Below are 21,474 nucleotides of genomic sequence, written 5' to 3' on the forward strand. Positions count from 1 at the left end.
GACTGGCCGTCGCCGGCTACGAGAAGGAAGCGGTGTCCCTGCTCAGAGGCCTGCTCGATGCCGCGGAAGCGTTCGGGCACCGCCTGCCGGAGATGTACGCGGGCGAGCAGCGCACCGTGGGGAGCGCGCCGGTGCCGCACCCTGCCGCGTGCAGACCTGCTGCGGTGGCCGCTGCCGGGGGAGTCCACCTCCTGGTCGCACTCGCCGGTGTCCGACCCGATGCCCCGGCCCGGACCGTCGCCCTGTCGCCGATGCGCAGCGCGCCCCTCGGTGAGATCGGACTGACCGGTCTCCAGATCGCCGGGCAGGCCTTTGCCGTGCGCGTCACCCGACTCGGCCTCGCCATGGTCGAGGAGGCCGCGGACGGGCTGCAGTTGGGGGTGTGAGGGGTGGTCCCGCACCCGGCAGAGGCCGGGGCGGATACCGGGGCGGACATCCGGCGGAAGCCGGGGTGGAACCCTGCGGTGAGCGCTGCGGCGATGCGCGAAGGAGGTGTTTATCGTCAGGCAGACGACTATGATCGTCGCATGCCACCCTACGACCCGTCGGCTTTTCCGCCCTTCGCTGTCACCGTCGACCTGGTCGTCCTGACCGTGCGCCGACATGCCCTGTGCGCGCTGGTCGTACGGCGAGGTGAGCCCCCCTTTCAGGGGCACTGGGCGCTGCCGGGTGGCTTTGTCCGGGACGACGAGGACCTGACCGAGGCCGCGGCGCGGGAGCTGGCGGAGGAGACGGGGCTGCGAGCCCACGACCCGGGCGTCCCGGCCCAGGACAACGGCGCGCACCTCGAGCAGCTGGCGACCTACGGGGACCCCAAGCGGGACCCCAGGATGCGGGTGGTCAGCGTGGCACACCTCGCACTCGCTCCGGACCTGCCCGCGCCGCGCGCCGGTGGCGACGCGCACAGCGCGCGGTGGGCCCCCGTCGAGTCGCTGATGGACCACCCGGGCGGAGGGGAGCGCGAGGGGGAGCAGGCGGCCCCGCTGGCGTTCGACCACGCGCAGATCCTCGCGGACGGTGTCGAGCGGGCCCGGTCGAAGATCGAGTACTCCTCCCTCGCCACGGCTTTCTGCCCGCCCGAGTTCACCGTCGGTGAGCTGCGCCGCGTCTACGAGGCGGTGTGGGGAGTCGCCCTCGACCCGCGCAACTTCCACCGCAAGGTGACCGGTACGCCCGGCTTCCTGGTGCCGACGGGCGGCACCACCACGCGTCAGGGCGGCCGCCCCGCCCAGCTCTTCCGTGCGGGCGGGGCCACGCTGCTCAACCCGCCGATGCTGCGCCCCGAGGTCTGAGCCCTCCGGGCCCAGGCGCGGGCAACCCCGGCACACGCAGAGGGGATGCAGGGGTATCCACGCCCGCACCCTGCCCGAAAAGCCGGAAATCTCGCGTTATCTTGCTGCGGTACCCACGGGGATCGCTGTCGTAGGACCGATGGACGGGCCCCGGCCGCCGAGCGGTCTCCCTCCTGCGAGAGAAGCGATGATCCAGGCCATCGGACTGACCAGCAACGCCCGCAAGGAGGGCCCGCCCGCGGTCGACGACGTGTCCTTCGAGGCGCACGGCGGTCGCATCACGGCCCTGCTCGGCCCGCGCGGCGCCGGGAAGACGACCGCCGTGCGCCTCATGCTCGAGCTTCAACAAGGCCGGGGCGTCACGTACTTCAGAGGTCGCCCCCTGCATCGCATTCCGCACCCCGCACGCGAGGTGGGCGTGTTGCTTGGCGACGTGCCGGGGCATCCGGCCCGGTCGGTGCGCGGACAACTGCGCATGCTGTGCGCAGTGGCGGGTGTCCCCGCGCAGCGGGCGGACGAAGTGCTGGAGGCAGTAGGACTGGTGAGCCTGCGGGACCAGCGTCTCGGGACGCTGTCGCGCGGCATGGACCGGCGCCTCGGGCTCGCCGCGGCGCTGCTGGCGGATCCGCACACTCTCGTGCTCGACGGCCCTTCCAACGGCCTCTCCCCTCGCGAACGCACATGGCTGCACGGCGCGCTGCGGGCGTACGCGGATCTCGGCGGCACCGTGCTCTTCACCTCGGACGACGCCAAGGAGGTCGCACGGGCGGCCGACCATGTCGTCACGCTCGACGCCGGCAAGGTCCTCGCCGACCAGAAGGCCGGCGACTTCGCCCGTACCCGACTGCGTCCACGCGTCGCCGTGCGCAGCCCGCACGCGGCGCGCCTGGGCGCACTCCTGGCGAAGGAAGCCCGTATGGCGAAGCGGACCGTCGAGGTGGTCGCCGAGGACGGCAGCCGCCTCTCCGTGTACGGCAGCACGTGCGCCGACGTGGGCGAGACCGCCTTCCGGCACGGGATCCTGGTGCATCAGCTCGCCGACGAGACCGGGGACGCAGGCCCGCAGAAGGGCGCCGCGGCGCCGATCGCCTCCCCGACGGACCACGGGCAACCCGCAGACCCCGCTGGCCGGCCCGCTGGGCCCGAGCGCGGAGACCAGGGAGATCGCACGGCGCGGAACGCTCAGCCCGATGCGGCCGCTCATGGTGACGGCGCGGAACCCGGACGCCCCGCGGCCCCGGTCGACGGCGGCCTCACGCCTCCGCCGCAGGGCACCCACGGGCCGCGCAGCATCGCACCGGACAACCCTGAGGCGCAGTCCGCGGAGCACGGGGGAGAGAGCATCTTCGTGCCTCTCGACGACGGGCGTCGCAAGCTCTCGCCCGCAAAGACCCCAGGCGCCTCCGAGCGCAGGGGAGAAATCTCCGCAGGCCGCGAGAAGACGTCACCTGGCGCCCTGCGACGCCCGGAGACACCGACGCTCTCCCCCTTGCCCCCACCAGTCACGGTGCGCTCTGCACGCAGCCCTCTGCGTCCGTTCCGCTATGAGGTCCGCCGTGCCACCGGTGTCCCCACCGGCTACGTGACTGCCGGTCTCGCTCTCGTCATGTCCGCGATCCTCTCCGTCTTCCTCGCCAGGGCGGGGCACACCCCGCAGTCCCGGCTGCTGGCTGCCTGGCCGCACGAGCTTCCCCTGCCGCCCGCCGCCGTGGGCGCGGGGCTGCTGGGGGCCTTCTCGTTCGGCGACGAGTTCCGCCATCCCGCACTAGCCGCCGACCGGGGGACCGTCCCCCGCAGACTGGGGCTGCTCACCGCCAAACTGGCCGTCGGCGCGGCGACCGCCATGATCCTGGCGACGCTCGTCGTGGGCTGCGACGCCGCTCTGCTTCATCTGGTATACGGCCCGGAGCTCACACAAGTTCCCACGGACTGGATCTCGTTGAGCGTCAACTGGATCGTGCTCCTTGTCGCCTGCGCGTGGGCGGGTGTCCTGGCCTCCGGCGTCTTCCGGTCCACCACAGCGGGTCTGGCCGCCGTGGTGGCCGTCCCGGTTGTGATCGTCCCACTCGTACAGAAGGCCATGGAGGGACCGTCTGTGCGAACGGCGGCCGGCCTGCCGGGCCGGCTCCAGGGCCTCACGCTGGTCCACTGGCCGTTCGGGGCCGAACGCTATGTGGCCGGCGGGGTGCGAATGATCGCTCAACCGGTCGGTGGCGCGCTGATGTTGTCGCTCACGGCCCTGCTCTGCGCATATGTGCTCACGGTGGTGCGCCCCAGGGTGCGATGAGGGTTCCGTGCGCGCTTCGGGAACGGGGGCGCCCACAACTCCCCCTGGAACGCTCATTTCTTTCCGATAAGGCGTCAATTACAGCGAGAGCGGCGATCACCCTTTCGTGTGCTTTTCACCAAAGACCTCAAGGGAGTTGGGGGCGACGCCGACAACAGATTCCGTGAGTACCCTTGCGCACACCATGATGACCACCGCCCGCTCCGCCGAATCCGGCATCGGAGGACAGGGCGACCTCGATCACTACCCTTACGCGGAGGTTCACGCCGAGCGTTCCGGCGCACCCGTGTGGGACGGCGCCGACTCGGACCTCGGCCGCGTCGGCCGGCGCCCAGCGGGCAGCCGCGGTCGCGGTCTGCACGGTCAACTCGTCCAGCAGCTGGGGCAGATGATCGTCTCCGGCGACCTGGGTGCCGACCGCCCGCTGGTGCCCGAGGAGATCGGCCAGCGATTCGAGGTGTCCCGCACCGTCGTCCGCGAGTCGCTGCGCGTCCTGGAGGCCAAGGGCCTCGTCAGCGCCCGGCCGAACGTCGGCACGCGCGTGCGCCCCGTGAGCGACTGGAACCTGCTGGACCCCGACATCATCGAGTGGCGGGCGTTCGGGCCGCAGCGTGACGACCAGCGGCGGGAGCTGGGCGAGCTGCGCTGGACGATCGAACCGCTGGCCGCACGTCTTGCCGCCGGACACGGCCGCGAGGATCTGCAGCAACGTCTCTCCGACATGGTGGAGATCATGGGGCACGCGCTCGGGCAGGGGGACTCGATCACCTTCTCGCGGGCCGATGCCGAGTTCCACGCGCTCCTCATCCAGCTCGCGGGCAACCGCATGCTGGAGCACCTCTCCGGCATCGTCTCGGCCGCCCTCCAGGTCTCCGGTGGTCCCGTCACGGGCTGCGACCGGCCGAACGAGGCGACGGTGGCGCACCACGCCCGGATCGTCGACGCGCTGGCCGCCGGTGACGGCGTCGGCGCCGAGGCGGCCATGCGGCAGCTCCTGACCGTTCACCTGGTGCCGGGCCCCCGCGAGCACTGAGGCTCCGGCGGGCGCCGGTGGAGGAACGTACCGCCACACGGGCGATCGGGAGAGCCGGGGCCGGAGTGAGCGCCGCGATGTCGCCGGGGTGCCTGGGTCGTCCGAAGGGAGACCGGGTGCCGTCCGGCGACTCGCTCCGTCCGTGGCGTGGCCGCGTCCGTCACGTGCCGGCACGGGTCACATGCTGGCACGCGTCACATGCCGGGCACGCGTCACGTGCCGAAGCGAGCCCGGCGGCTTCTGCGCGGGCCGGTCGCCTCGGTACGGCGGGTTCCCTCGGTACGGCAGGTCGCTTCGGTAGCGCGGGTCGCTCCGGTACAGGTGAGTCGCTTCGGTACGGGCCGCCTCGTGACCGGATATGCACGCATACGCCAAGTATTGTCCTCTTACGGGGTGTGACTCGGGCCACGCAGATTGGGCGTAACGCTCCTCGGGGCAGCGCGATGACCTAAGAGGTGACAGCCGAGGAGGGAATACGGCAGCCGTTCGTGGCGCTGTGTAACTCCCCGGTCCCGCCCGCGCCGCCGGCCCATCCCCAAGTCGGCGGTCGTCGGCTCCGGTCCACACAGGACGGGGCCGGAAGCCGTTTTCCAACGTTCCGAGAGGTTGTTCGTGTCGGCCAGCACATCCCGTACGCTCCCGCCGGAGATCGCCGAGTCCGTCTCTGTCATGGCGCTCATTGAGCGGGGAAAGGCTGATGGCCAGATCGCCGGCGACGACGTGCGCCGTGCGTTCGAGGCCGACCAGATTCCGGCCACTCAGTGGAAGAACGTTCTGCGCAGCCTCAACCAGATCCTCGAGGAAGAGGGTGTGACGCTGATGGTCAGTGCCGCTGAGCCCAAGCGTCCCCGAAAGAGCGTTGCAGCCAAGAGCCCGGCCAAGCGCACCGCCACCAAGACCGTCGCGGCCAAGACGGTCACCGCCAAGAAGGTCGCCGCCACCGCAGCCCCCGAGGCCCCGGTCGTGGAGGCCCCGGCGGAGGAGGAAGCCGCGCCGGTCAAGAAGGCCGTGGCGAAGAAGGCGACGGCCAAGAAGGCCACCGCCAAGAAGACGACCGCGAAGAAGACCGCCGCCAAGAAGACGGCCTCCAAGAAGGACGACGACCTTCTCGAGGACGAGGCGACCGAGGAGACCCCCGCCGCCGCCGGCAAGACGGCCGAGGGCGAGCCCGAGGCGGCGGAGGGCCAGGGCTTTGTCCTGTCCGACGACGACGAGGACGACGCCCCCGCGCAGCAGGTCGCTGCGGCCGGCGCCACCGCCGACCCGGTCAAGGACTACCTGAAGCAGATCGGCAAGGTCCCGCTGCTCAACGCCGAGCAGGAGGTCGAGCTCGCCAAGCGCATCGAGGCCGGCCTGTTCGCCGAGGACAAGCTGGCGAACGCGGACAAGCTCGCTCCGAAGCTCAAGCGCGAGCTGGAGATCATCGCCGAGGACGGCCGCCGCGCCAAGAACCACCTCCTCGAGGCCAACCTCCGACTCGTCGTCTCGCTGGCCAAGCGCTACACCGGCCGCGGCATGCTCTTCCTGGACCTGATCCAGGAGGGCAACCTCGGTCTGATCCGCGCGGTCGAGAAGTTCGACTACACCAAGGGCTACAAGTTCTCCACGTACGCCACGTGGTGGATCCGCCAGGCGATCACCCGCGCGATGGCCGACCAGGCCCGCACCATCCGTATCCCGGTGCACATGGTCGAGGTCATCAACAAGCTCGCGCGCGTGCAGCGCCAGATGCTCCAGGACCTGGGCCGCGAGCCCACCCCGGAGGAGCTGGCCAAGGAACTCGACATGACCCCCGAGAAGGTCATCGAGGTCCAGAAGTACGGTCGTGAGCCCATCTCCCTGCACACCCCGCTGGGCGAGGACGGTGACAGCGAGTTCGGTGACCTCATCGAGGACTCCGAGGCTGTCGTCCCGGCCGACGCGGTGAGCTTCACGCTCCTCCAGGAGCAGCTGCACTCCGTGCTCGACACGCTCTCCGAGCGTGAGGCCGGCGTCGTGTCGATGCGCTTCGGTCTCACCGACGGTCAGCCGAAGACCCTCGACGAGATCGGCAAGGTCTACGGCGTGACGCGTGAGCGCATCCGCCAGATCGAGTCCAAGACGATGTCGAAGCTGCGTCACCCGTCGCGCTCGCAGGTGCTGCGCGACTACCTCGACTAGCAGACGGCTCCTGAGCAACCCTCAGAAGGCCCGGCACGCCCCGTTCGTGGGGAGTGCCGGGCCTTTCTGCGGATCGGGTCCCCCGGGGGCTCCAGGGCCCTGCTCGCGGTGCGCGCCGCATCGGTGTGGATCACTCTGGGTGTGCTGTGACAGCCCAGAGTGAGGAGACCGTATGCGTCATGCCCGTGCGAGAGTGCTGAACGCGTCCGTGGCCGTCCTGGCGGCGGTGGCCGTGGCGCCCCTGGCCTCGCCGTCACACGCGGCCGCCGACGACGGGGTGGTCGGGGGGCAGCAGGTCAAGGTGGGCGACAGCCCGTGGACCGTGGCCCTGTCCAGTCGTGACCGGTTCGGGGGTACCCGGGCGGGACAGTTCTGTGGAGGAGTCGTCGTCGCGCGGTCCACCGTGCTCACGGCGGCTCACTGCCTGGGCCGGGATGTGATCGGCGGCCCCGGGGACCAGGTCCGCGACCTGAAGGTGATCGCCGGTCGCGACGACCTCGAGTCGACGGCGGGGGCCGAGATCCCGGTGCGCAGCACATGGGTGAACCCCGACTACGACGAGCGGACGAACGCCGGGGACGTGGCCGTCATCACCCTGTCCAAGGCGCTGCCGGCCGGGTACGTGATCCCGATGGCCGACGGGGGCGATCCCGCCTACCGGCCCGGGACGGGTGCGGCCGTGTACGGGTGGGGTGACACGAGTGGGACGGGGGACTACGCGCGCACGCTGCATGCGGCTCGCGTGCAGGTGCTGGCGGACAGTCTGTGCCGGAGGGCCTATCCGGGTGGCCCCGAGGGCACGTACCGCGCCGATTCGATGCTCTGCGCGGGAGAGCCCCAGGGCGGCAAGGACGCCTGCCAGGGGGACAGCGGTGGCCCGCTGGTCGCCAGGGGGCGTCTGATCGGCCTGGTGTCCTGGGGGAGCGGCTGTGGGCGTCCGGGGAGTCCGGGGGTCTACACGAGGGTCTCGGACGCCGTGAAGGTGCTGGAGAAGCGCACCTCGGAGCTTTCCCGGGGTGCGTAGACGGCGGGGGTCGTCCGGCGGCGTGTAAGGCGTTCTCCGGGTGTCCCTCTGCCCCGCAGGCCGTCCGGGTACGAGGACGGGCGGCCGTCCCTGGGGTGCAGGGGCGGCCGCCCGATCACCGGCCTGATGCCGGAGCTGGCTCGTCGTGGGTGCGAGGCGTCAGCGTTCCTCGGTCTCGGCGCTTGCCGGAACAGCGGTGAGCCGCTCCGTCTCGTCCTGTATCTCAGCGGCGATCTTCTTGAGTTCCGGCTCGAACTTGCGACCGTGGTGGGCGCAGAAGAGCAGTTCACCACCGCTGAGGAGTACGACGCGCAGGTATGCCTGGGCGCCGCAACGGTCACAGCGGTCAGCGGCCGTCAGCGGGCTCGCGGGGGTCAGAACAGTAGTCACGTCGCCTCTTCTCTAGCTCGACGAGCTGTCGTACCAGGGTCAACATCCAACCAGGCCGAAAACGTTCCCGCTCGCGGCTTTTCCTCGAAAAAAGTTCTTCGAGGCCGGCTGTCTGTCGCCGGGTGGCGGCGAATGTGCCGTATTGCGTCTCTTACGTGTCTTACGGGTTCGCGCGTTCCGTCAGGTCGGTCCCCACCGGCTGGGTTGCCGGTTGTGAATGAGGACGTGCCCGGAGCCTAAATGGTTCATGCCTGGAAGGGAACGTGATGTGTGCTTCACTCCATCGAGGGATCGAACACTCGTGCGGGCGTGGACTAGTCTAGGTCGAGGTGAGGGTGGCGTGACAACGGCTCTACCAGGCCTCGGTAGGCTCTGACGCGCGACCGACGCCGGCCCTTTACCCATAAGGGCCCCATCTGAAATTCAGCGAGGAGCGAACCGCGTGACCGCCGAGACGTCCGTGCCGTCCACAGCGCTGCTGACCGGAGCAGACCGTGACGGTTCCAACTACACCGCGCGGCACCTGCTGGTCCTCGAGGGGCTCGAAGCCGTTCGTAAGCGACCGGGCATGTACATCGGCTCGACCGACAGCCGCGGCCTCATGCACTGCCTCTGGGAGATCATCGACAACTCCGTCGACGAGGCTCTGGGCGGCCACTGCGACCACATCGAGGTGATCCTGCACGACGACGGCTCCGTCGAGGTGCGGGACAACGGCCGCGGCATCCCCGTGGACGTCGAGCCCAAGACCGGCCTCTCCGGGGTCGAGGTCGTCATGACGAAGCTCCACGCGGGCGGAAAGTTCGGCGGTGGCTCCTACGCCGCCTCCGGCGGTCTGCACGGCGTGGGCGCCTCGGTGGTCAACGCGCTGTCCGCGCGTCTCGACGTCGAGGTGGACCGCGGCGGGCACACGCACGCGATCAGCTTCCGGCGGGGCGTCCCCGGCGCCTTCGCCAAGCCGGGTCCTGACGCCGCCTTCGACCCCTCGGCCCGGCTGAGCAAGGTCAAGAAGGTCCCGAAGAGCCGCATCGGCACCCGGATCCGCTACTGGGCGGACCGCCAGATCTTCCTCAAGGACGCGAAGCTCTCCCTGGAGACGCTGCACCAGCGCGCCCGCCAGACCGCGTTCCTCGTGCCGGGCCTGACCATCGTCGTCCGGGACGAGTTCGGTCTGGGAGACGGCGGCAGCAAGGGCGAGGAGTCCTTCCGCTTCGACGGCGGCATCAGCGAGTTCTGTGAGTACCTCGCCCAGGACAAGCCCGTCTGCGACGTCCTGCGCCTCACCGGTCAGGGCAGCTTCAAGGAGACCGTCCCGGTCCTGGACGACCACGGCCAGATGACGCCGACCGAGGTCACCCGCGAGCTCGGCGTGGACATCGCACTGCGCTGGGGCACGGGCTACGACACGACCCTCAGGTCGTTCGTGAACATCATCGCCACCCCCAAGGGCGGCACCCATGTCACGGGCTTCGAGCGGTCGATCACCAAGACGGTGAACGAGGTCCTGCGCAGCCAGAAGCTGCTGCGCGTCGCCGAGGACGACATCGTCAAGGACGACGCGCTCGAGGGCCTCACCGCCGTCGTCACCGTGCGTCTCGCGGAGCCGCAGTTCGAGGGGCAGACCAAGGAGGTGCTCGGCACCTCGGCGGCCAACCGGATCGTCGCCAATGTGGTGGCCAAGGAACTCAAGGCGTTCCTGACCTCCACCAAGCGCGACGCCAAGGCGCAGGCCCGTGCGGTCATGGAGAAGGCCGTCGCCGCGGCCCGGACCCGCATCGCCGCGCGCCAGCACAAGGACGCGCAGCGCCGCAAGACCGCGCTGGAGTCCTCGTCGCTGCCCGCGAAGCTGGCGGACTGCCGCAGTGACGACGTGGAGCGCAGCGAGCTCTTCATCGTCGAGGGGGACTCCGCGCTCGGCACCGCGAAGCTTGCGCGGAACTCCGAGTTCCAGGCTCTCCTGCCCATTCGCGGCAAGATCCTGAACGTCCAGAAGTCGTCCGTCTCGGACATGCTGAAGAACGTCGAGTGCGGCGCGATCATCCAGGTCATAGGAGCGGGCTCCGGGCGCACCTTCGATCTCGACGCGGCGCGCTACGGAAAGATCATCCTGCTCGTCGACGCCGACGTCGACGGCGCTCACATCCGCTGCCTCCTCCTGACGCTCTTCCAGCGCTACATGCGTCCGATGGTCGAGGCCGGCCGGGTCTTCGCCGCGGTGCCCCCGCTGCACCGCATCGAGCTGGTCCAGCCCAAGAAGGGCCAGGACAAGTACGTCTACACGTACTCCGACCGGGAGCTGCGGGAGACGCTGCTCGAGTTCCAGCGCAAGAACGTCCGGTACAAGGACTCGATCCAGCGGTACAAGGGTCTGGGCGAGATGGACGCCGACCAGCTGGCCGAGACCACGATGGATCCGCGTCACCGCACCCTCCGCCGCATCAACATCGGCGAGCTGGACGCGGCCGAGCAGGTCTTCGACCTGCTCATGGGCAACGACGTGGCGCCGCGCAAGGAGTTCATCAGCAGCTCCGCGGCGACGCTCGACCGCTCGCGCATCGACGCGTAGCCGGTCCGGCCGGGCGGCTCCACCCACGGGTGGAGCCGCTTGATCCACCCGCGATCCACCCCGGCTCCGATCTCCTGACCGGCAGACTTCCGTAGCGTCGAAGGCGTTGAACCACTCCGCTCCGACCGCTCCCCGGAGGCCGTCATGTCAGGGCCCACCGAAGTTCTGGTGATCATCGCCGTAGTCGTGCTCGTCGTCGTGCGCCAGTTCAGGACCGAACGCCTGTCGATGGACCGAAAGTGGTGGCTGCTGCCCGCAGTCCTCGGGTTCGTCGGACTCAGGCAAGGCGGGCTGACCGACCCGCACCACGCGACGGGTTCCGTGGTCCTCCTCGTCGTCGAGCTCCTGGTCAGCATCGGCATCGGGATCGGCTGGGCCCAGACGACGCGCCTGTGGTCCGACGACGCCGGGGACGTCTGGACCAAGGGCACGGTCGCGACGGTCGGCACCTGGGCGGGCGGAATCGCGGCCCGCGCCGGGCTCGCCGGCGTCGGCCTGGCGATGGGCATCCACCTCGGCACCTCCGCGCTGATGCTCGGCTTCGCGGTCTCCCTGCTGGTCCGGTCCGGGATGCTCATGTGGCGGGCCGGCGCACTCGACCCGTCGTACGCCGGCGGCGTGCGGCAGCCGGCCTGGGAGGACCGCGGGTGAGTCAGCGTGATGTGAGGGCCTGGCCCTCGCGGGAGGCGCTCTCCCGCGAGGGACTCACCCGCGCGCGCCGCATGCTGTCCTGGCTGGTCAGGGTGGTCGTGATCGCGATCCTGCTGTGGAGCGCCGTCACCCAGCGCGACGTCCCGGGATGGGCCGTCGTCGCGGCGCCGACGGGACTGGTGGTCGCCGGAGTCGCCGCCTGGGCCTTCTATCGGACGACCCTCCAGCATCGGCTGTGGCCGTCCCTCGGCCTCTTCGCGCTGCTCCTCGCGCTTGCGGTGGCGGCGCAGGCCATCGGGTTCGACAGACCTGCCGTGGTGCTCTGGTGCGGCTGCGCCGTCACCGCGCTGGAGCGGCTCCCCCTCGTCGCCGCGGCACCGGCCACCGCCGTGTCGCTCGTCGCGTTCGTCCTGGTCAACAATGACTCCTGGCTCACCACCTCGGCCATCGCCGTGGGCCTGTGCCTGTCCGGCTACGTACTGCGTCTGGACGCCGAGGCGCGGGGGAGCGCTCAGCGGCTCCTGGTGCAGGAGCGCGCGGCGCGCAAGGCCGAGGCGGAGTCGGCCGCCCTCGCCGAGCGGTCCCGGATCGCCCGGGAGATCCACGACGTCCTCGCGCACAGTCTCTCGGCCCAGCTCGTGCACCTGGAGGCCGCCCGGCTGCTGATCGAGCGCGGAGCGGACCGCGAGCAGATCCTCGACCGTGTCGTCGCGGCCCGGGGCATGGCGCGGGACGGACTCGACGAGACCCGCCAGGCGCTCTCCGCGCTGCGCGGAGAGATGACGCCGCTGGAGGACTTCCTGCGCGACCTCGTCGTGTCCGCGGGCGGCACGACGCTCGCCGTGGAGGGAGAGCGCAGACCGCTGACCGCGGAGGCGTCCCAGGCGGTGCGCCGCGTCGCGCAGGAGGCACTGACGAACGTGCGCAAGCACGCTCCGGGAGCGGAGGCCTCGATGCTGCTCGCCTACCGCCGGGACGAAGTGGCCCTGGAAATCAGTGATTCGGGTGCATCGCAGCCGCCGGGCGATCTCACTGTCAGTGGCTCCGGTTACGGTCTGTTGGGGATGAGGGAGCGCGCCGAGCTGCTCGGCGGTTCGCTGGAGGCAGGTCCGCAGGAGGAGGGCTTCGTGGTCAGGTTGAGGTTTCCCGTATGAGCGCGGGCGTGGTGGGGGAGAACGTGGGCAGGCCGCCGGCCCGCGTGGTGGTGGTCGACGACCAGACAGTGGTGCGCGAGGGCATCGTCATGCTGCTGGGCCTGCTGCCCGGGATCGAGGTCGTCGGATCCGGCGGTGACGGTGAGGAGGCGCTCTCGCTGGTGGCGGAGCTGTCCCCGGACGTCGTGCTGATGGACCTGAGGATGCCGCGGTGCGACGGAGCCGAGGCGACCAGGCGGATCCGGGAGCAGTATCCGGGCACCCAGGTCGTCATCCTGACCACGTACGCCGACGACGCGTCGCTCTTCCCCGCGCTCCGGGCCGGCGCGCGCGGGTATCTGACCAAGGACGCGGGTGGCGACGAGATCGTGCGTGCGGTCGAGGACGTCCTGTCCGGTGACGCGGGACTCTCGCCGAAGATCCAGCGGCGGCTGCTCGACCGGTTGTCGCAGCCGGAGAGCCCCGCCCCCGAGCCCAAGGAGCCGCCCGACGGGCTCACGGCGCGGGAAGGGGAGGTCCTGGCCCTGATCGCGGACGGTCTGAGCAACCAGGAGATCGCCAAAGCTCTGCATGTCTCGACGGCGACGGTGAAGACCCACATCAACAACCTGTTCGCGAAGACCGGCCTCAAGGACCGTGCGCAGGCCGTGCGTTATGCCTATCGGCACGGGCTGGCGACCCCTCCGGGCACTTCAACCCCCTAGTTCATCACCTAATGGGGTGAAGGGCATGCGAGGAGAGTCCGGGATCTTCCCGATCTGTCCATCCTTGGGTCCGCGGCCGAAGCGGCCGCGGACAAGGAGAGTTCGGTGGAGAAGTACGACGGGCGCGAGACGGCGCAGCCCCGGGCCGGTGATCGACGTGGCACCGGTGACCCGTGGCACCACGCGCTGGCCTCGGGGTGGGGCGAGTTGGACGGATCGGGCGCTCCCGCGCCGGCCGTGCCCGCCCAGCCCGTGCCAGGGGAGCGGAGCGCGGCGGGGATCTATCTGGAGGTGCAGCGCAGCGCGGCCTTCCAAGAGGTGCGCGGGCGCTACCGGAGGTTCGTCTTTCCCGCGGCCGCGGTCTTCTTCGTCTGGTACCTCGCCTATGTCGTGGCCGCGACCACGGCGCACGACCTGATGGCCCGGCCGGTGGCCGGATCGGTGAACGTGGCGATGGTGGCGGGGCTCGGCCAGTTCGCCAGCACGTTCCTGCTGACCTGGATGTACGCGCGGCACGCACGCCTGCGCCGGGACCGGGCTGCGCTCGAACTGCGCTGGGACACACAGGAGATGACCCGGGGTATCGACCACGCGGCCCGCACGAACGGTTCACCCCTGGAGGGCCGCAGCGGCACCTCCGGTGCGGGCGGACCGTCACGTGCCGAGGGCGCGGCGGGAGCGGACGGTACGGGGCGCGTCCATGGTGCGGCGCGGAGCGAAGGCGGACAGCGGTGACCGGAACACACCAGACCCTTGCGCTGGTTCTCTTCAGCGCATTCGTAGCGGTCACTCTCGGCATCACCACCTGGGTGAGCCGCAACCGCCACGGCTCGGCGGAGGAGTTCTACGCGGGCGGCCGCCTGTTCTCCCCCATGGAGAACGGTTTCGCGATCTCCGGCGACTACATGTCCGCTGCCTCCTTCCTCGGCATTTCCGGCCTCATCGCGCTCTACGGCTACGACGGCCTGCTGTACTCCGTGGGCTTCCTCGTCGCCTGGCTCGTGGTGCTCTTCCTGGTGGCCGAACTGGTGCGCAACTGCGGCCGGTTCACGCTCGCGGACGTCGTGGCGGCCAGGATGCGTGAGCGCCCGGTCAGAATCGCGGCGGGAACGTCCTCGGTCACGGTCTCCGTGCTCTACCTGGTGGCGCAGATGGTCGGCGCCGGCAGCCTCATGGCGCTGCTGCTGGGCGGCACGAGCGGGGCCGCCCAGTCCTGGACCGTCGTCGGCGTCGGCGCCCTGATGGTCATCTACGTCTCGATGGGGGGCATGCGCGCCACGACCTGGATCCAGATCGTCAAGGCCGTCCTGCTCATGGCCGGTGCCATCGCCCTGACCGTCCTCGTCCTGGCACGCTTCCACGGCGACTTCAACGAGTTGCTGCGCGCCGCCGCGCAGCGCAGCGGACACGGCACGGACTTCCTCGCCCCTGGCCTGCACTACGGCGGTAGTTGGACCGCCCGGTTCGATTTCATCAGCCTGGGCCTCGCACTCGTCCTGGGCACGGCCGGACTGCCGCACATCCTGTCGCGCTTCTACACGGTGCCCACCGCGCGGGCGGCCCGCCGCTCGGTCGTCTGGTCGATCGGCCTCATCGGCAGCTTCTACCTGATGACGATCGTGCTGGGCTTCGGCGCCGCCGCCGTCGTGGGTTCGGACGCCGTCCGCACGTCGAACGCCGCGGGGAACACGGCCGTGCCGCTGCTCGCCCTCGACCTGGGCGGCGGAGCCTCCTCGACGGGCGGCACCGTGCTGTTCGCGATCGTCGCCGCGGTCGCCTTCGCGACGATCCTCGCCGTCGTCGCCGGGATCACCCTGGCCTCCTCGGCGTCCGTCGCGCACGACCTGTACGCCTCCCTGCGCCGGCGCGACCGGGCGGGCCGGCCCACGGGCAAGCAGCACAGCGAGGTCGCCGTGGCACGGGTGGCGGCCGCCGGGATCGGCGTGCTCGCGATCGCGCTCGGGCTGCTCGCACAGGACCTGAACGTGGCGTTCCTGGTCGGCCTGGCCTTCGCGGTCGCGGCGTCCGCCAATCTGCCGGTGCTGCTCTACTCGCTGTTCTGGCGGAACTTCACGACGCGCGGTGCCGTGTGGTCCGTGTACGGCGGGCTCGTACCGGCGCTCGTCCTCGTCATCCTGTCCCCGGTCGTCTCCGGCGGGCCCACCTCCCTGATCGCCGGGGTGGACTTCCACGTCTTCCCGCTGGAGAACCCGGGCCTCGTCTCCATCCCGCTGGGCTTCCTGGCGGGCTGGGTGGGCACGGTGACGTCCCAGGAGCCGCCGGACGAGGCCAAGCACGCAGAGACCGAGGTACGGGCGCTCACGGGCGCGGGAGCGGTCTGAGACGGCCCTCGGGACGCGCGGGACCGGGACCCCTGCCGGACACGTCGAGCCCGGCGTGGCGGCAGGGGGCCGGTTCCGCCGTGTTCAGTGACTGGCCACCCATGCGTAGCGGTGCTCGGGTCGGCCCGTGTCCCCGTACTTGAGACTGAGCCGGACCCGGCCCGTGCGCTCGAGCAGTTTCAGATAGCGCTGTGCGGTCTGCCGGCTGATCCCGGTGCGGTCGGCCAGTTCCTGGGCCGAGAGCGGCCCCTCGGCGCTCATCATGGCCTTGCGCACGAGGTCCGCCGTCGTGGGGGAGTGCCCCTTGGGCAGTTCCGGCGCGGGCGTGGCCGACAGCGCCCCGAAGATCCGGTCGACCTCGGCCTGTTCGGCCTCGCCGCCGCCCTCCAGGGTGCGTCGCAGAGCCGCGTAGGCCTCGAGCCTGTCGCGCAGTCCGGCGAACGAGAACGGCTTCACCAGGTACTGCAGCGCTCCGTGGCGCATCGCGGCCTGGACCGTCGCGACATCGCGCGCCGCGGTCACCATGATCACGTCGATCTGGTGACCGCGTTCGCGTACCGTGCGGGCCACCGAGAGTCCGGTCTCGTCGGGCAGGTAGTGGTCGAGCAGGACGAGATCGACGTCCAGTTCCTCGATACGGGCCACGGCCTCGGCCGCGCTGTACGCCTTGCCCACCACCTGGAAGCCGGGAACCTTCGCCACATAGGCGGCGTTCACGTCCACCACGCGCGCGTCGTCGTCCACGACCAGGACGTCGATCATCACACCTCCTCGGTCACGTCGGGCGCGGGCTCCCGCGCCGTGGATCCGCCGAGCGCCTCCGGGAGGACGACCGTGAACGCCGCGCCCCCGGACGCGGACTCGGCCACCGTGGCGGTGCCGCCCTGGCGCTCCGCGAGCCGTCGGACGAGCGCCAGCCCGATGCCCCGCTTCCCGTGTGCGGGCGGCTCCTTCGTGGACCAGCCTTCCACGAAGACGCTCTCGCGCTGGTCGGCGGGGACCCCCGGTCCGGTGTCGCGCACCGTGAGCACCGCGGTCCGCCCCTCGGCTCGCAGGGCCACCTCCACGCGCGGGTGGCGCGTGGAGGCGGCCGTCGCGTCGAGTGCGTTGTCCACCAGGTTGCCGACGATCGTGACGAGACCGCGCGGATCGACAAGGCGGTCGGGCAGAGCCGTGTCGGACGAGACGCCGAGGGCGACGCCTCGCTCCGCCGCGACGGTGGCCTTGCCAACGAGGAGAGCGGCGAGCAGCGGGTCCTGGATCTTCTCCGTGATCTGCTCGGCGGTCGCCCGGTGGGCTCCGGTCACTTCACCCACGAATTCGGCGGCCTCCTCGTACATCTCCAGTTCGAGGAGGCCGAGCAGGGTGTGCATGTGGTTGGCGTGCTCGTGGTCCTTCGCGCGCAGGGCGTCGATCAGGCCCCGGGTGGAGTCCAGTTCACGCCCCAGCTGCTCCAGCTCCGTCCGGTCGCGGAGGGTGACCACGGCGCCGCCGTCGTCGGTCGGCATGCGGTTGGCGACCAGGACGCGCTGTCCGCGGACGGTGAGCAGATCGGTTCCGGTGACCTGGCCCGCGAGCACGTCCGTCGTGCGGCCGGGCCCGAGCGCCGTCTCCAGGGGTTCGCCGATCGCCGCGCCGCCGACGCCGAGGAGGCGCTGTGCCTCGTCGTTCAGGAGCCGGATCCGGCCGTCGTGGTCGAGAGCCACCACGCCCTCCCGGATGCCGTGGAGCATCGCCTCGCGCTCGGTGAGCAGCGCGGCGATGTCGGAGAAGGCCAGGTCGCGCGTCTGTCGCTGCACCCTGCGCGAGATCAGGTAGGCGGCCAGGGCGCCGACGGCGAGTGCGCCGCCCGCGTAGGCGAACAGACCGGGGATCGCGTGGATCAGCCGGGCGCGGACGCTGTCGTACTCGATGCCGACCGACACCGCGCCCAGGATGGCCCCGTCAGCGCCCCTGAGGGGCACTTTCCCGCGTGCGGAGCGGCCGAGGGTGCCGTCGTCGATCTCCATGACCTCGTGGCCCGCCAGCGCGTCGTGAGGGTTCGTCGAGACGACCTTGCCGATCCGTGCGCGGTCGGTGTGGGACCAGCGGATCCCGCGCATGTTCATGATCACGACGTACTCGGCGCCGCTCGCCCGCCGGATGCGCTCGGCCTCGGCCTGCACGGGACCGCCCGGGGTCGGGCGCGACGCCTCGAGGTCTGCCGCGATCTGGGGCTGGGCCGCCGTGGTCTGCGCGATGGCCAGGGCGCGGCGCATCGCCTGATCGTCCAGTTGATCGCTCAGGGGCGCCAGGAACAGCCCGGTGGCCAGCACCGCCACTCCGGCGGCGATCGCCACCTGCATGAGCAGCACCTGGGAGAAGACGCGCCGGGGCATCCCGAGGCGCAGTCGGCGGGCGGGGGAGGTCGTGCTCATGATGACGAACGGTACGGGCCGGTCCGCCGGGTTCAGTACCCCTTGTGGTGCGGATCTCGTCCGGCTGCCTCTTGCGGTGCGGATCGCGTCCGGCACGGCGCGCTGCGCCACACCACCAGAGATGCCGCGTTCTCCGCCCGGGGTATTGCGGTCGTCGGCCGATGGGGTGCTAGGAGCCCTGCGGCCCGGCGTCACACCGGGCCGCGCGCAGTTCTACCGGGAAGGGCTGAGGGCTGCCGACGGCGCGGCCACCTCGTGCACCGCCACCACATCCATCCGGGCCGGTGACCCGAGGGCGCCACCGCAGCTCTCGGGACGCGGCGGCGCCGACGCGCGCTGAGCCACGCCGACCGTCCATCGCCGCCCGTCCTCGTGCGCGACGGTCACCTCGAAGCGCGGCTCGTCGCCGTCGACGGCCAGGGAGTCGAACACGTCCAGGGCGCCCGCACGGCTCTCGGGGAGCATGCGCCGCACGGCCAGCTCAGCGGCCTGTCCGGGCCGGTCCCAGGCGGAGTTCCCCCGGCACCCCTCGGTGACGATCCTGTCCGCGCGGACGGCCGCAAGGATCTCCCGGACGGAGGCCGGAGTGACCCGCCCGTACGCGTACCCGTACGGCAGGACCAGGAGGGTGGGCGAGAAGCGGTGGCCGCCGAGATGCGTGACCTCCCAGACGCCTTCCTCGCCGGCCGCGTCCAGCTCGGCCGCCAGGGGACGGCCCAGCAGCGCACAACAGCGGTCGCGCTTTCCGTTCGTGCAGACCAGGGCGAGGGGCGCGCCGCCGTGCGGTTCACCGAAGCCGCCGTGGTCGCCCGCTCCGAGTGCGGCGAAGTCGAGCGCCCGCAGCTCTTCCGGGGAGGTCACCGTGCCGCTGCGCAGCCAGGCGTTACCTGGTGCGGTGTGCGCCAGGTAGACCTGGTGGCGTGTCGGGGCGTGCGTGTCGGCGTGACGGCCGGGACGCCGCACGAGCGCGACCCGTACGCCGGTTCCCTCCGCGGCGGATTCCAGGGCGCGGCCCACGGCGGGGTCGAGGTGGCTGGAGGTCAGGGCCTTGGCACCCCACGGGCCGGGCTGCTCGATCAGCAGCCAGGTCCGCGCGGTCGCCGCGGTCCCGGCGATCGGCTCGTCCAGGTCCCGCGAGGCGGTCGCGCACGTACTCACGCAGTGGAGCCTAACCTGACCTTCCTGCCCCGCTTCACGCTCCGGCCGACCCCGGTCGGGCACCGGGTGGCGCGGGCAGTGGCTGGGGCGGCCGGGCGCCGATGTAGTGCCCCGTGGGGCGCATCCGCAGGGGCCTCTCGTCGTACTCCTCCAGGGCGTGTGCGATCCACCCCGCGGTGCGCGCGACCGCGAAGATGGTCTCCCCGGCCTCCTCGGGCATGCCGTACGACGTCGTCAGGACGGCGAGCGCCAGGTCGACATTGGCGTGCAGATCGGTGTGGCGGGCGGTCGTCGCCACGACGTCGTGCGCGGCGGCCAGTGCCGGACCGGCCCCGGGGAGCCCTTCGAGCGCCGTGAACAGCGCCTGAGCGCGTGGGTCCTCGCCCTTGTAGTGCCGGTGTCCCAGGCCGGGGATGCGCCGGCCTGCGCGCAGTTCGTCCGCCACGGCGGGGCCCGCGTTGCCGCGGTCGAGCACCTCGAGGAGGAAACGGTGGGCCAGGCCGCTCGCCGCTCCGTGCAAGGGGCCCTCCAGGACGCCGAGGCCGGCCGAGACCGCCGCGTACGCGTGCGCGCGCGCCGACGCGGCCACGCGGACGGCGAGGGTGGACGCGGCGAGGTCGTGGTCGACCAACAGCGCAAGTGCCTGGTCGAGCACACGCAGTGACGCCTCGTCAGGGTGCTGGTGCGACAGGCGCCCCCACAGGCGCTGAGCAATGGGCGGCCCGTCGGTGTACGTGGCGGACCGGAGCGGGAGCGTGGCCGCCAGGGTCGGGATGAGGGCCCGCGCGGCCCCCAGGACCGAGGGCTCGGAGAGGTCGTAGCGGAGGGGGTCGGCCGAGGCGGATGCCACCGCGGCGACCCTGAGCCGGTCCACCGTGCCGGCGTGCTCGGGCAGCGCGCCGGCCGCGCGCCGGGCCGCGGTCAGGGCGTCCTTGGGGGCGGTGAAGCGCGCGCCGGGGCGCAGTGCGCCGGTCCAGAGCCACTCCGCGACCTCCTCGAAGGAGTGAGCGGCCGCGAGCTGCGTCGCGTCGACCCCCCGGAAGAAGTACCGGTCCTCCTCGATGAGGGTGAGGCGGGTTCTCACGGACAGCTCGGCGAGTCCTGAACTCGGGGCGCTCTCCCGCCTGTTGCGTCCTGCCAGTGCGTCCACCTCGGCGGCGTCGAAGGTGCTGCCGCGACGCCCGGGCCCGCGCCTGCTCGTGAGCTGGCCGCGGCTCACGTAGGCGTAGACCGTCTCGGGCTTCACTCCCAGGCGCTCGGCGGTCTCGCGGGTCGTCAGTCGGCGGGGTTCAGGGGCGCCTGCCCGTTCTTGGTCCCTCATGCGCGTCACCGTATCCGTCAAGCATGTATTGATTCAATCAATATTGACAGGCTTGAAGTCAAGAGTGGACAGTTGAATCAAGTTCAGGGAGGAACACATGTCGCTCAACGGGACCTCGGCCACCGCCGCCACCCCCGCCATCGACGTACCGCGCGGCCTCGCGGGCGTCGTCGTCACCGACACCGCACTCGGGGACGTCCGAGGGCGCGAAGGCTTCTATCACTACCGCCAGTACTCGGCCGTCGAGCTCGCTCGGACCCGCAGTTTCGAGGACGTCTGGTACCTGATGATCCACGGCGAGCTTCCGCGCCGGGCGGAGTCGGAAGCCTTCGCGCGCAGGACCGCCGAGCTGCGCCGCCTGCCGGACGAGGTCAGGGCGGCCCTGCCTGGTGTGGCACGCGCCGGGGCGGTGTCCGGTCCGCTCGCCGGCCTGCGGACGGCGCTCTCGCTGTTCGGCGCCTCGCAGGGCTTCCGGCCCGTCTACGACATCGACGCCGAGCGGCGCCGTGAGGACACGCTGGCTGCCGCGGCCGTCGTCCCGACCATGCTGACGGCGCTGCACCGGCTCGGCGAGGGGCTCGAACCGGTGGAGCCGCGCGAGGACCTCTCGTACGCCGCCAACTACCTGTACATGCTCACGGGTTCGGAGCCGGACCCATCCCGCGCACGGGCCGTGGAGCAGTATCTGATCTCAACCATTGATCACGGCTTCAATGCGTCAACATTCACGGCGCGGGTCATCGCCTCGACCGGAGCGGACGCCGCCGCCTGCCTGGTGGGCGCCGTCGGGGCGCTCTCGGGCCCCCTGCACGGCGGAGCGCCGAGCCGCGCGCTCGACACGCTCGACGCCATCGGCACGCCCGACCGGATCGACCCCTGGATCCGTGAGCGGGTCCTCGCGGGCGACCGGATCATGGGCTTCGGGCACCCCGTCTACCGCACCGAGGACCCGCGTTCGCGCATGCTGCGAGGCAA

At 71.3% G+C, this 21,474-nt stretch carries 16 protein-coding genes and 2 pseudogenes; 13 read left to right on the plus strand and 5 right to left on the minus strand.

Going from position 1 to position 21,474, the window contains the following annotated elements; translation table 11 throughout:
• The 6 genes and pseudogenes from GTW43_RS35405 to GTW43_RS35430 all read left to right on the plus strand — a co-directional run.
• Positions 1 to 386 (plus strand): annotated as a pseudogene (locus GTW43_RS35405) (glycogen debranching protein); the annotation flags it as partial.
• Positions 387 to 479: 93 nt separating this feature from the next.
• Positions 480 to 1,292: an NUDIX hydrolase gene (locus tag GTW43_RS35410; protein WP_237536982.1), complete on the plus strand. Its 813-nt coding sequence runs from the start codon at positions 480 to 482 to the stop codon at positions 1,290 to 1,292.
• A 187-nt stretch (positions 1,293 to 1,479) separates the two neighbouring features.
• Positions 1,480 to 3,579 (plus strand): ATP-binding cassette domain-containing protein, encoded by a 2,100-nt coding sequence (locus GTW43_RS35415; protein ID WP_161306076.1) that lies wholly within the window; start codon positions 1,480 to 1,482, stop codon positions 3,577 to 3,579.
• 163 nt (positions 3,580 to 3,742) lie between these two features.
• Complete coding sequence (locus GTW43_RS35420; protein WP_161306077.1) at positions 3,743 to 4,612, plus strand: FadR/GntR family transcriptional regulator; 870 nt, start codon at positions 3,743 to 3,745, stop codon at positions 4,610 to 4,612.
• Positions 4,613 to 5,218: 606 nt separating this feature from the next.
• Positions 5,219 to 6,772, plus strand: coding sequence for an RNA polymerase sigma factor (locus tag GTW43_RS35425; protein WP_202502347.1), 1,554 nt, complete (start codon positions 5,219 to 5,221; stop codon positions 6,770 to 6,772).
• A gap of 172 nt (positions 6,773 to 6,944) precedes the next feature.
• Positions 6,945 to 7,796, plus strand: a complete 852-nt coding sequence (locus tag GTW43_RS35430) for a serine protease (protein WP_161306079.1) — start codon at positions 6,945 to 6,947, stop codon at positions 7,794 to 7,796.
• Between the two features lie 159 nt (positions 7,797 to 7,955).
• Here GTW43_RS35430 and GTW43_RS35435 read toward each other — a convergent pair whose 3' ends face one another.
• Positions 7,956 to 8,186 carry a hypothetical protein gene (locus tag GTW43_RS35435; RefSeq protein ID WP_161306080.1) on the minus strand — a complete coding sequence of 77 codons (231 nt, stop codon included), beginning with the start codon at positions 8,184 to 8,186 and terminating at the stop codon, positions 7,956 to 7,958.
• Positions 8,187 to 8,628: 442 nt separating this feature from the next.
• On the opposite strand from GTW43_RS35435, the gene GTW43_RS35440 reads away from it, so the two are divergent.
• The 6 genes and pseudogenes from GTW43_RS35440 (at position 8,629) to GTW43_RS35465 (ending at position 15,603) form a co-directional block, all read left to right on the plus strand.
• Positions 8,629 to 10,752, plus strand: a complete 2,124-nt coding sequence (locus tag GTW43_RS35440) for a DNA topoisomerase IV subunit B (protein ID WP_161306081.1) — start codon at positions 8,629 to 8,631, stop codon at positions 10,750 to 10,752.
• Positions 10,753 to 10,896: 144 nt separating this feature from the next.
• Positions 10,897 to 11,403 carry a DUF1453 domain-containing protein gene (locus tag GTW43_RS35445; protein WP_161306082.1) on the plus strand — a complete coding sequence of 169 codons (507 nt, stop codon included), beginning with the start codon at positions 10,897 to 10,899 and terminating at the stop codon, positions 11,401 to 11,403.
• Positions 11,400 to 12,557, plus strand: a complete 1,158-nt coding sequence (locus GTW43_RS35450) for a histidine kinase (RefSeq protein ID WP_343246217.1) — start codon at positions 11,400 to 11,402, stop codon at positions 12,555 to 12,557. The genes GTW43_RS35445 and GTW43_RS35450 overlap by 4 nt, the downstream gene beginning before the upstream one ends.
• Positions 12,554 to 13,261, plus strand: a complete 708-nt coding sequence (locus GTW43_RS35455) for a response regulator transcription factor (protein WP_161306083.1) — start codon at positions 12,554 to 12,556, stop codon at positions 13,259 to 13,261. The genes GTW43_RS35450 and GTW43_RS35455 overlap by 4 nt, the downstream gene beginning before the upstream one ends.
• A gap of 60 nt (positions 13,262 to 13,321) precedes the next feature.
• A pseudogene (locus GTW43_RS35460) lies at positions 13,322 to 13,846 on the plus strand (DUF485 domain-containing protein); the annotation flags it as partial.
• Between the two features lie 146 nt (positions 13,847 to 13,992).
• Complete coding sequence (locus tag GTW43_RS35465) at positions 13,993 to 15,603, plus strand: cation acetate symporter (RefSeq protein WP_161306084.1); 1,611 nt, start codon at positions 13,993 to 13,995, stop codon at positions 15,601 to 15,603.
• A gap of 84 nt (positions 15,604 to 15,687) precedes the next feature.
• On the opposite strand, the gene GTW43_RS35470 is transcribed toward GTW43_RS35465, so the two are convergent.
• The 4 genes from GTW43_RS35470 to GTW43_RS35485 form a co-directional block, all read right to left on the minus strand.
• A complete protein-coding gene (locus tag GTW43_RS35470; protein ID WP_161306071.1) occupies positions 15,688 to 16,365 on the minus strand; it encodes a response regulator in 678 nt (225 codons plus the stop codon).
• Positions 16,365 to 18,020 carry a sensor histidine kinase gene (locus GTW43_RS35475; protein ID WP_202502345.1) on the minus strand — a complete coding sequence of 552 codons (1,656 nt, stop codon included), beginning with the start codon at positions 18,018 to 18,020 and terminating at the stop codon, positions 16,365 to 16,367. Before GTW43_RS35475 ends, GTW43_RS35470 begins: the two co-directional genes overlap by 1 nt.
• Before the next feature lie 213 nt (positions 18,021 to 18,233).
• A complete protein-coding gene (locus GTW43_RS35480; protein WP_161306070.1) occupies positions 18,234 to 19,178 on the minus strand; it encodes a sucrase/ferredoxin-like family protein in 945 nt (314 codons plus the stop codon).
• Between the two features lie 34 nt (positions 19,179 to 19,212).
• Positions 19,213 to 20,499: a citrate synthase gene (locus GTW43_RS35485; protein WP_161306069.1), complete on the minus strand. Its 1,287-nt coding sequence runs from the start codon at positions 20,497 to 20,499 to the stop codon at positions 19,213 to 19,215.
• A gap of 97 nt (positions 20,500 to 20,596) precedes the next feature.
• On the opposite strand from GTW43_RS35485, the gene GTW43_RS35490 reads away from it, so the two are divergent.
• The coding region (locus GTW43_RS35490) for a citrate/2-methylcitrate synthase (RefSeq protein ID WP_161306085.1) at positions 20,597 to 21,474 on the plus strand (878 nt) is incomplete at its 3' end.

Source organism: Streptomyces sp. SID5785 (assembly GCF_009870065.1).
GTDB lineage: Bacteria > Actinomycetota > Actinomycetes > Streptomycetales > Streptomycetaceae > Streptomyces.